Raw genomic sequence first — 11,744 nt, forward strand, 5'->3', positions numbered from 1 at the left:
ATCCTGCGTGCTCACGAGATCCCGAACTCCTTGCCGAGCAGGTCGAACATTTCGTCGTCCGAAGCCGAGAGGACGTCTTCGCCGTCCGTGCGCTCCGGCCGCAGCCCGTCGAGCAGCCGGTGCAGCCGGCGGGCCACGTCGTCTCTGCGGGTTTCGTCGAGGTCGCCGGCCGCCACGGCCCGTTCCAGCCCGGCCAGCTCGGCGTCCACGGGGTCGGCCGCCGGCTGGTCCGCCGGCACCAGCTCGGCCCGCAGGTACTGCGCGAGCGCGAGGGGGGTCGGGTGGTCGAAGACCAGGCCCTGCGGCAGGTTCAGCCCGGTGCGCCGGGCCAGGAGGTTGCGGAATTCGACCGCGCTCAGCGAGTCGAAGCCGAGCAGGCCGAACTTGGCCTCGGGCTCGATCGCGTCGCCGCCGGCGTGCCCGAGGATCATCGCGGCGGCCGTCCGCACCGCCTTCGACAGCGTGCTGACGCGCTCCGGCTCGGACATCCCGGCGAGCTGCCGGGATAGGGGCTCCTCGGCGGTCTCCGGGGTGCGCTGGGCGGCTTCGATGGCCGTGCGGGCGCTGGGGATGCCGTCGAGCAGGTGCGTGGTCCGCAGCAGGGCCATGCCGGGTGCGTACCGGGTCCAGTCGATGTCGGCCACGGTCACCGAGGTGTCCCCCCGCCGCAGCCCTTCCCCGAGGGCCAGCAGCGCCCGGCGCGGGGCGAGAGCCGCGGCGCCGCTGCGGCGCATCCGTTCCTGGATGGCCGGGTCGGCCGCCATGCCGACCTCACCCCAGGCACCCCAGGCGACCGACAGCGCGGGCAGCCCGGCGGCGGCGCGTTGTTCGGCCAGGGCGTCGAGGACGGCGTTCGCCGCGGCGTAGCTGCCCTGCCCGGGCCCGCCGACGGTGCCGGCGATGGAGGCGAACAGCACGAACATGCGGAGGTCGAGCCCGGCGGTCAGCTCGTGCAGGTGCACGGCGGCCGCGGTTTTGGGCCGCAGCACGGTCTCGAACCGGTCCGGGTCGACGGCGTCGACCACGCAGTCGTCGAGCACCCCGGCCGCGTGCACGATCCCGCGGAGGGGGAACTCGGCCGGCAGTCCGGCGATCAGCTCGGCGAGGGCGTCGCGGTCGGCGACGTCGCAGGCGGCCACGGTCACTCGCGCACCCGCTGCGGCGAGTTCGTCGACCAGCTCTTTCGCGCCCGGAGCGTCGAGGCCGCGGCGGCTGGTGAGCACGATGTGTCCCGCGCCGGCGTCGGCGAGCCAGTGCGCGAGCTTCCCGCCCAGCGCGCCGGTACCGCCGGTGACGAGCACGGTGCCGTCGGTGGGCACTTCGCCGACGTGGTCGGCGGGTGGTCCGGCCGGGTCGGGCACGAGCCGCCGGACCAGGGCGCCGTTCGCGCGCACCGCGATCTGGTCCTCTTCGCCCGCCGCCGCGAGGGTGCCCGGTAGCCGGGTCAGTGCGCGGGGTTCGAAGTCCGCGGGCACGTCGATCAAGCCGCCCCAGCGGCCGGGGTACTCCATCGCGGCCACCCGGCCCAGGCCCCAGACGGCGGCTTGGGCGGGGCGGCCCGCCGCGTCACCCGGGCCGGCCCGCACCGCGCCGGTCGTCAGGCACCACAGGGGTGCGTCGACCCCGGCGTCGCCGAGCGCCTGCACCAGAGCCGCGGTCGTGGCGAGCCCGCCCGGCACCGACGGCGTCTCCGGACTCGGCGTCTCGTCCAGTGCCAGCAGCGACAGCACTCCGGCCGGGCTGGGGAACGTCTCCAGCAGCGCTGTGATCCGCTCGGCCAGTGCCGGGCGGTCCGGCCCGTCGACGACCAGCCGGACCGTGTCCGCGCCGAGCACGTCGACCAGCACCTCGACGCGCTCGTCGCCGTCCAGCGCGGCCGGGACGGCGATCAGCCAGTCCTCGCGACGCGGGGCGGCCGTGCCCGCCAGGGGCTGCCAGCCGACGCGGTAGCGCCAGCCGTCGGTCGTGGTCCGGTCGACGTGTTCCTTGCGGTGCGCCGCGAGCGCGGGCAGCACGCGGGCCAGCTCTTCGGCGTCGGCGCCCACCTCGGCGGCCAGCGCCGAGACGTCGGTGCCTTCGAGTGCGGCCCAGAAACCGTCGGCGGGCTCGGCGGGCACCGTGGCGGCGGGTTCCGGCCAGAACCGCTCGCCCTGGAACGGATAGGCCGGCAACCGGACCCCGCGCGCGTCCGCCCCGGCGAAGAACCGGGCCCAGTCGATCGCGAGGCCGTCGACGTACAACCGGCCCAGCGCGGTGACGATCGTGGTTTCCTCGTCGCGGCCCGCCCGCAGCAGCGGCACACAAGTGGCGTCGACGGTCTCGGCGGCCATCCCGGACAGCACGGCGTCCGGGCCCACCTCGACGAACCGCGTGACCCCGCGGGCGGCCAGGTCCGCGACGACGTCGCCGAAGCGGACGGTCCGGCGGACGTGGTCGACCCAGTACCCGGCGGTGGCGAACAGCTCGTGTTCGGGCTGCCCGGTCACCGCCGACAGCAGCGACCGCTGCGGCACCCGCAGGTCCAGCCCGGCGACGACCTTGGCGAAGTCCTCCAGCACCGGCTCCATCAGCGGCGAGTGGAACGCGTGGCTGACGGTGAGCCGGCGGGCCTTCGCGAACCGTTCCGCCACGGCGAGCGTGGCCGCTTCGGCCCCGGCGATGACGACCGACTCGGGCCCGTTGACGGCGGCGAGCGCGACCTCCGGGCCGAGCAGCGGCTCGACGTCGGCGGCGCTCGCGCGCAGGGCGACCATCGCGCCGCCCTCGGGCAGCTCCTGCATCAGCCGGGCGCGGGCGCCGACGAGCGTGCACGCGTCGGCCAGCGACAGCACGCCTGCCGCGTGGGCGGCGGCGATCTCGCCGATCGAGTGCCCGGCGAGGTGATCGGCCCGGACGCCCCAGGCGTCGAGCAGCCGCAGCAGCGCGACCTCGACGGCGAAGAGGGCGGGCTGGGCCCAGCCGGTGGTGTCGAGCAAGGCAGCGTCGTCGCCGAAGACGACGTCGCGCAGCTCGGTGCCGAACTCGGCGCAGACCTCGTCGAAGGCGGCGCGGAACTCGGGGAACCGGTCGTACAGCCCGCGGCCCATGCCGAGCCGCTGCGCGCCCTGGCCGGTGCACAGCAGCGCGGTGCCGCCGTCGCGGGCGGTGCCCTCGACGAGGTCCCCGGCGGCCAGTGCCGAGCGCAGCGTCTCCGCGTCGGCACCGACGACGACCGCGCGGTGTTCGAGGGCCGCCCGGCGGGTGGCCAGGGCGAGTCCGGTGGCGGCCGGCGGCGTCGAGGCGGTGGCCAGCCGGGCGGCCTGGACGTGCAGCGCGGTCCGGCTGCGGGCCGAGAGCACCCAGGGCACCACGGCGGGCGCCGGTTCGGGTGCCGGGGGTATTTCTTCGGGGGCTTGTTCGAGCACGACGTGCGCGTTGGTCCCGCTGACGCCGAACGCGGACACCCCGGCGCGGCGCGGCCGGTCCGCCTCGGGCCACGGCGTCGGTTCGGTGACCAGGTCGATCGACCCGGCCGTCCAGTCCACCTGGGACGAAGGCGCGTCGACGTGCAGCGTCGGCGGCACCACGCCGTGCCGCATGGCCTGGACCACTTTGATCACGCCGCCGACTCCGGCGGCGGCCTGGGTGTGCCCGATGTTGGACTTGAACGAGCCCAGCAGCAGCGGCGTCTCACGGTCCTGGCCGTAGGTGGCCAGCAGCGCCTGGGCTTCGATCGGGTCACCCAGCGCCGTGCCGGTACCGTGTGCTTCGACGACGTCGACGTCCGATGTGGACAGACCGGCGTCGGCCAGCGCGGCCCGGATCACCCGGCGCTGCGAGGGACCGTGGGGGGCGGTGATGCCGTTGGACGCGCCGTCGGAGTTGACCGCGGAGCCGCGCACGACGGCGAGGACCTCGTGGCCACGGCGGCGGGCGTCGGACAGCCGTTCCACGACGAGCATCCCGACGCCTTCGGCCCAGCCGGTGCCGTCGGCCGCGTCCGCGAACGCCTTGCAGCGCCCGTCCGGGGCGAGGCCGCCCTGCAGGCTGGTGCCGAGGAAGTAGTTGGGGCTGGACATCACGAGCACGCCGCCGACCAGGGCGAGCTCGCACTCCCCCGCCCGCAGCGCCTGCGCCGCCAGGTGCAGCGCCACCAGCGACGACGAGCACGCCGTGTCGACCGTCATCGACGGGCCTTCGAGACCCAGCACGTAGGACACGCGCCCGGAGACCGCGCTGGCGGCGTTGCCGAGCCCGGCGTGCGCGCCGACGTCGGCGTCGCTGCCGGCCAGCACGCTCGCGTAGTCCTGGCCGTTGGTGCCGACGAACACACCGGTCGGGGTGGCGCGCAGGCCGAGGGGATCGATCCCGGCGTCTTCCAGTGCCTCCCACGACGTCTCGAGGACCTGCCGCTGCTGCGGGTCCATCGCCAGGGCTTCGCGCGGGGAGATGCCGAAGAACGCGGCGTCGAAGCGGTCGATGCCGTCGAGGAACCCGCCGTAGGTGGTGGCGGACGCGCCCGCGGCGAGGGCCGCGAGGTCCCAGCCGCGATCGGCCGGGAACGGCCCGACCGCGTCGTGCCCACCGGAGACCATGGTCCACAGGTCTTCCGGCGAGCGGACCCCACCGGGGTAACGGCAGCTCATCCCGACGATCACGACGGGGTCGCCGGTGCGGGTCCGGCCGCGGCGGACCGGGCCGGTGCGCTCGTCCGCACCGAAGAGCTCGGCCAGCAGCAGGCGGGCGACGGCGGCCGGGGTCGGGTGGTCGAACACGAGCGTGGCCGGCAGTTCGAGCGCGGTGGCCGCGGTGAGCCGGTTGCGCAGCTCGACCGACAGCATGGAGTCGAAGCCGAGGTCGGTGAACGGGTCGGTGGTGCCGACCGCGCCGGTGTCGCCGTGGCCGAGCACGGCGGCGACGGTGGTGCGCACGAGCTCTTCGGCCGCGCGGACCCGGTCGGCCTCGCCGAGCGCGGCCCAGCCCCCGGCGACCGGGCTCGACGGAACGCGCACCGGCGTCGCGGGCACGGCGTCGACGGGCGTGACGGCGCCGGCGAACTCGACCTCGCCGGCGAGCAGCACCGGCCGGTCCGCGGAGTCGAGCAGCGCGAGACTGACCGTGGTGCCGCCGAGCGGGGCGACCCGCAGCCTCAGCGTGGACAACCCGCGTGCGTGCAGGGAAACCCCGCGCCAGGCCACCGCCTCCGAGCCGCACGCGTGAAGGGCTTCGGAGAGCAGAAGCGGGTGCAGGTCGAACGCAGCCGGGTCGCCTTCGAACGTGACGTCGGTCAGGTACGCGCCTTCGGCCAGCACGGCGGGTTCCGGACCGGCGACCGCGGCCAGGCTGCCGGTGGCGTGGTGCGTCCACTCGGGAGTCTCGCCGGAGGCGGGGGCGGAGTGGACGTCGACCGCGCGACGGCCGTCGGCGCCGGGCGGGCCGACCCGCACCTGCAGCACGACGACGTCCTTCGGCGCCAGGGCGAGCGGGGTGGTCAAGGTGAACTCGGCGATCTCCGGGCAGCCGAGGTTGCGGGCCGCACGCAGGGCCAGTTCGAGGAATCCCGTGCCGGGGAAGGTGTCCCGGCCGGTCAGCCACGGCTGCGTGACCGGGGAAACGGAGCCGGTGAGCACGGCCTCGGTGGTCGCGGCGACGTCGAGGGCGGCCCCGAGCAGCGGGTGCCGCACCGGGGTGAGGCCGAGCCCGGCCGCGTCGCCGGTACGCGGGATCAGCGTCGGCCAGTACCGCTCGCGCTGGAAGGCGTAGGTCGGGAGGTCGACCGGGCGGGCGCCGGTGTGCACGGCCGCCCAGTCGACGGCGCCGCCCGCGACGTGCAGCGCGGCCAGCCCGGCGACGAGAGCGGTGTCTTCGTCCTGGTCGCGGCGGGCGAGGGGGATCGCGCCGTCGACCAGTCCGGAGAGGACGGCGGCCGGGCCCAGCTCGGCGAACCGCGTCACCCCGGCTCCGCGGAGCCGGGTGACCGCGTCGCCGAAGCGGACGGTGTCGCGGACCTGCCGGACCCAGTACTCCGGGTCGGTGACGTCGCCACCCGCGACGACCGGGATTTCCGGCTCGGCGAACGACAGCTCCGCGACCACGGCGCGGAAGCCGTCGAGCATCGGGTCCATCAGGCGGGAATGGAACGCGTGGGACACCTTGAGCCGCCGGGACCCGGGGAACCGCGCGGCCACTTCCAGCACGACGTCCTCGGGACCCGAAAGCACCACCGAATCCGGGCCGTTCACGGCGGCGATGTCGACGTCCTCGGCGTGAACGTCCACTTCGGACGCTCGCACCGCGACCATCGCGCCGCCTTCGGGCAGCGCGCCCATCAGCCGGGCGCGGGCCGAGACCAGCGCGCAGGCGTCGTCGAGCGACAGCACCCCGGCGACGTGCGCGGCCGCGATCTCGCCGACCGAGTGCCCGGCCAGGACCGCCGGGCGCACGCCCCAGGATTCGAGGAGCCGGAAGAGCGCCACTTCGTAGGCGAACAGCGCGGGCTGCGCGTACTCGGTGCGGTCGAGCCGGTCGTCGGTGACCACTCCCCCGAGGCGTTCGGCGATCTCCCGGAACGTCTCGGCGAAGACGGGGTACACCTCGGCGAGCCGATTGCCCATTCCCACCCGCTGCGCGCCCTGTCCGGAGAAGAGGAACGCGGTCTCGCCGCGCGACGCCGTCCCGGTGGTCACGTTCGCCGCGGCCCCCTGCTCCAGCCAGGAGCGCAAGCCGGCGCGCAGAGCCGCGGCGTCGGGACCGGTGACCGCGAGGCGGTGTTCGAACGCCGTCCGGGTCACCGCGGTCGACAACGCGATGTCGGCCGCGTCCGCGTTGTCGGTGGTGGCGCCCAGCAGCGCTTCGGCTTGGGCGCGCAGCGCGGGTGCCGAGCGGGCGGACACGAACCACGGCACCGGCCCGGCGGCGCGCGGACCGCGTTCGGCCGGCTCCTCGGAGGCCTGTTCGGGGGCCTGTTCGACGATCGTGTGCGCGTTGGTGCCGCTGACGCCGAAGGCAGACACGGCGGCGCGGCGCGGGCGCCCGGTCTCCGGCCACGGCTCCGGCGCGGTCACCGGCCGGACGGCCCCGGCGGTCCAGTCCACTTCGGACGAGAGCCGGTCGGCGTGCAGGGTTCGGGGCACTTCGCCGTGGCGGATGGCCAGGACGGCCTTGATGATCCCGGCGACGCCGGCCGCGGCCTGGGTGTGCCCGAAGTTCGACTTGACCGAGCCGATCAGCAGGTCGTGCTCGCGGTCGCGGCCGTAGGTGGCCAGCAGGGCCTGTGCTTCGATCGGGTCGCCGAGCCGGGTGCCGGTGCCGTGCGCCTCGACGACGTCGATGTCCGAAGCGGCCAGCCCGGAGGCGGCGAGCGCCTGCTGGATCACCCGTTGCTGCGACGGGCCGTTGGGGACGGTCAGGCCGCTGCTGGCCCCGTCGGAGTTGACGGCGGTGCCGCGGAGCACCGCGAGCACGGGGTGGCCGTGGCGCCGCGCGTCGGAAAGCTTTTCCAGGACCAGGATGCCGGCGCCCTCGGCCCACCCGACGCCGTCCGCGCCGTCGGCGAACGCCTTGCAGCGCCCGTCCGGCGCGAGCCCGCCCTGCTTGCTGAACTCGGCGAACGCCTCGGGGGTCGCCATGACCGTGACGCCGCCGGCGAGCGCCAGCGAACATTCGCCGGAGCGCAGCGCCTGGGTCGCCCAGTGCGCGGCGACCAAAGAGGACGAACAGGCCGTGTCGACGGTGGCCGACGGGCCCTCGAACCCGAAGGAGTAGGCGAGCCGGCCGGAGAGGACGGCCGCGGTGGTGCCGGTGCCGGCGTGTCCTTCCACGGTCTCGCCGGACGCGGCGAGCAGCTTGCCGTAGCTCTGGCCGTTGGTGCCGACGAACACGCCGGTGCGGCTGCCCCGGAGGGTCGCGGGCACGATGCGGGCGCGTTCCAGGGCTTCCCAGGTGATTTCGAGCAGCAGGCGCTGCTGCGGGTCCATGGCGAGGGCCTCGCGCGGGGAGACGCGGAAGAACCCGGCGTCGAACCGGTCCGGCGCCTCGACGAACCCGCCGCGCCACGCGTCGACGTCGCCCAGGCTGATCGTGCTGCGGTCCACCCCGGCCAGCAACGCCGGCCAGCCGCGGTCGGCGGGCAGCGGGCCGATCGCGTCGGTGCCCGCGGCGAGCAGGTCCCACAGCTGCCCGGGCGTCTCGACCCCGCCGGGGAAGCGGCAGCCGATGCCGACGATCGCGATCGGCTCCGCGGCGGCGTCTTCCATCTCGCGCACGCGCCGGCGCGACCGGTGCAGGTCGGCGGTGACGCGCTTGAGGTAGTCACGCAGCTGGCTCTCGCTAGCCATCCTGGCCTCTCGGTGTCGTCCGGTCGGGACTCGCGGCACCGCGGTCCGGGTTCCGCATCACGTGAGTCAATCGCGTCCGGCGCCCGCAAACCCTTAGTCTTCGCGCCGGCCCGGCTCGGTGGAAGCGGACCGGAATGTAGGTGATTCACGGCAAAGCCGTTGTTACGGTCGCGGCGGCCGTGTGCTCCCGTCCGAGGAAAGGTGCTTCCCCATGAGCCGACAACGGCGTCCGATCCTGTTCGTCAGCTCACCGGACAGCGGGCTGGTCAACTCCCTGCTGGTGCTGGCCGCGGAACTGTCCCGGCGTGGGGTGCCGGACCTGTACTTCGCCACCTTCGACAACCGCCGCGCCGAGGTCGAGGCGATCGGCGCCGGCGGCACCGGCAGCCGCGTGCGGTTCCGGTCGCTCGGCGCGCCCATCCCCGAACTGTCCTCGGGCTCCTGGGACGACGAGACCTACCGCGCGGTCACGCAGAAGTCCCGCTGGAAGGCGCACAAGGCGCTGATGCGGCACACCTTCGACACGCGCTTCCGCGACCAGTCCTACCGTGCGCTCGCCGAGGTCGTGCGCGAGGTCGAGCCGGCCGCCATGGTGATCGACTCGCTGCTGCACGCCGGGTTCGAGCTGGCCGTGACCCTGCGGATCCCGCACGTCGTGAGCGTGCCCTTCTCGGTGAGCAACCACCTGACCAAGCTGCCCAAGGGCTTCCCCGTCCCGCACTCGGGCCTGCCGCTGGAGATGACGGCCCGGGAGCGCCGGGCGAACGCGTGGTTCGGGTTCCGCCGCAAGGCGTTGTACTTCACCGATTCCCTGCTGCGCAAGCGGGTCGTCGAGTACGTCAAGTCCAGCAAGGAGCTCGGCGTCTCCAAGCTGGCCGCGAAGTACACCTCCCGGATCGACGAAGCCGCGCTCGTGCTCGTCTACTCGCTCGCCGAGCTGGAGTACCCGGTCGACATCCCCGGGCACTTCCGGATGCTCGGCGCGATCGTGCCGCCGCTGCCCGAGCTGCCGGACGAGCAGGACGTCAAGGGCTGGCTCGACCGGCACGAATCGGTCGTCTACATCGGTTTCGGCACGGTCGTGCGGCTGAGCGAGGACGAAATCAAGGGCCTGGTGGAGGTCGCGCGGCGGCTGGAGGGCAAGCACGCGGTTCTCTGGCGGCTGCCGGCCCAGTCGTGGCACCTGCTGCCGCCGGCCGAGCAGCTGCCGTCGAACCTGCGGGCCGAGAAGTGGCTTCCTTCGCAGCTCGACGTCCTCGCCCACCCGCACGTGCGCGCGCACTTCACCCACGGCGGCGGCAACGGCTACATCGAAAGCCTGTACTTCGGCAAGCCCCTGCTGCTGCGCCCGCTGTTCGTCGACGGCTACGACCAGGCGGTGCGCGCCCGCGACACCGGCGTCGGCCTGGTCGTCGAGTCCTCGCACGGCATCGACGTCGACGACGTCACCGCGAAGCTGACCGAGGTGCTCGAAAACCCGTCTTTCACCACCCGGGCAAGGGAAATGGCCCGGCTGCAGCACGAGCCGGGCCGCGGCCGGGACGGCGCCGTCGACGCGCTGCTCGCGCTGGTCGCCGGCGAGCAGGCCGGGGCCGAGCCGGCCCGGTCGGCCCGGTGATCGAGGCCGCGGGCCTGGCCCGCACCTTCGTCGCCGACGGCCGCGAGGTCGCCGCGGTCCGCGGGGTCGACCTGCGGGTCGAAGCCGGGGAGATCGTGGCGTTCCTCGGCCCGAACGGCGCCGGCAAGACCACGACCATGCGGATGCTCACGACCCTGCTGCGGCCGACCTCCGGGCAAGCCCGGATCGCCGGCGCCGACCTGCGCACCGAGCAGGCGCGGGTGCGACGGCACCTCGGTTACGTCGCCCAGGGCGGCGGCACGCTCGACGAGCGCAAGGTTCGCGAGGAGCTCGTGCTGCAGGCCCGGCTGTACGGGCTGAACAAGACCGACGCCGCCGAGCGCGTCCGGGACGTCTCGGGCCGGCTGGGCCTCGACGGCCTGGAAGACCGCCTGACGGCGTCGCTGTCCGGCGGGCAGCGGCGGCGGCTGGACCTGGCGCTGGGCATGGTGCACCTGCCGGTGGTGCTGTTCCTCGACGAGCCGACCACCGGGCTGGACCCGCAGAGCCGGGCCCACCTGTGGAGCCACATCCGGCGCCTGCGCGACGAGCAGGGCGTCACGGTGTTCCTGTCCACCCACTACCTCGACGAGGCGGACGCGCTGGCCGACCGGATCCAGGTCATCGACGACGGCGTGATCGTCGCGGAGGACACCCCGGAAGCGCTGAAGTCCCGCCTGCTCGGCGACGGCGTGGAGGTGACGGTGCCGCCCGGGCGCGCGGACCACGCGGAGTTGCTGGTGGGCGGACTGCCGGGGGTGCGTGGCCTGCGCCGCGAGGAGGAGACGCTGCGGTTCCGGGTCACCCACAGCGAAGAGGTGCTGTCGCCGCTGGTGCGGGCGCTGGACCAGCAGGACATCCCGCTGGTGGCGCTGCGCGTGCGGCCCCCGACCCTCGACGACGTGTTCTTCGCGCTGACCGGCCGGGGCCTGCGCGAGCAGGAGACCGAGGGAGTGACCGATGCTGCGTGAAGCGATCCTGGTCTACCGCGCCGAGCTGGCGGTGACCCTGCGGAACAAGCCCTACCTGGTGCTGGGCATGATCCAGCCGGTGCTGTACCTGGTGCTGTGCGGGCCGCTGCTGGCGGTGCTGGTCAGCAAGACACCGGGCGTGCCGGCCCAGACGTCCTGGGAGGACCTGACCCCGGCGCTGATCATCCAGATCGCGGCGACCAACGGTGTCTACTGTGGATTCGTCCTGCTGTCGGGCATCCGCGCGGGTGCGGTGGACCGGCTGCGGGTGACCCCGGTGAGCCGCACGGCGCTGAGCCTCGGCCAGGCGCTGCCGTCGGTGACGTTGTCGCTGGTGCAGGGGGTGATCATCCTGCTGCTGGCGAGCCTGGTGTTCGGCGTGGCGCTGAGCGTGGCCGGGGTGGCGCTGGTCCTGGTGATCACGGCGCTGACGGCGTTGACGATCGCCTGCTGCGCGAACGCGATCGTGCTGAAGCTGCGCAAGGAGGACACGTTCACGTCGATCGTGAACATCGTGATCCTGCCGCTGACGCTGCTGTCGGGGATCCTGCTGCCGATCACGCCGGACCGGGCGCCGATGTGGCTGTACGTGCTGTCGCGGTTCAACCCGCTGGCGTACGTGGTGGACATCAGCCGGGCGAGCTTCCGTGAGACGCTGCCGCTGCTGCCGACCCTGCTCGGCGCGGCGGTGATCGTCGCGCTGACCGGGCTGGCGGTGCGCTGGAACTCACGGACCTTCCAGGCGGTCGCTGCCTGACCTCTCCACCGACCGGGCCGGGGACCTCTCCCCGGCCCGGTTTTCCGTGCGCGCGTAGCCGGCCCGGCATGCGTGAAGGCCAC

General features: G+C 74.3%; 4 protein-coding genes. 3 read left to right on the forward strand and 1 reads right to left on the reverse strand.

The genetic code is table 11. The annotated features are described in order from the left end of the window. Positions 1 to 11: 11 nt before the first annotated feature. Positions 12 to 8,315 carry a type I polyketide synthase gene (locus tag ACLJQE_RS07745; RefSeq protein ID WP_410638412.1) on the reverse strand — a complete coding sequence of 2,768 codons (8,304 nt, stop codon included), beginning with the start codon at positions 8,313 to 8,315 and terminating at the stop codon, positions 12 to 14. A 211-nt stretch (positions 8,316 to 8,526) separates the two neighbouring features. On the opposite strand from ACLJQE_RS07745, the gene ACLJQE_RS07750 reads away from it, so the two are divergent. From ACLJQE_RS07750 to ACLJQE_RS07760, 3 genes are read left to right on the forward strand one after another with little or no spacing between them, the layout of a single operon-like run. Then, on the forward strand, positions 8,527 to 9,933 hold the full coding sequence (locus tag ACLJQE_RS07750) for a glycosyltransferase (protein WP_410638413.1): 1,407 nt from the start codon (positions 8,527 to 8,529) through the stop codon (positions 9,931 to 9,933). After that, positions 9,930 to 10,904: an ATP-binding cassette domain-containing protein gene (locus ACLJQE_RS07755; protein ID WP_410638414.1), complete on the forward strand. Its 975-nt coding sequence runs from the start codon at positions 9,930 to 9,932 to the stop codon at positions 10,902 to 10,904. The genes ACLJQE_RS07750 and ACLJQE_RS07755 overlap by 4 nt, the downstream gene beginning before the upstream one ends. After that, entirely contained in the window at positions 10,894 to 11,661 is a 768-nt protein-coding gene (locus ACLJQE_RS07760) for an ABC transporter permease (protein ID WP_410638415.1), read from the forward strand. Before ACLJQE_RS07755 ends, ACLJQE_RS07760 begins: the two co-directional genes overlap by 11 nt. Positions 11,662 to 11,744 lie beyond the last annotated feature (83 nt).

The organism is Amycolatopsis sp. lyj-346, from assembly GCF_046548975.1.
Classification (GTDB): Bacteria; Actinomycetota; Actinomycetes; order Mycobacteriales; family Pseudonocardiaceae; genus Amycolatopsis.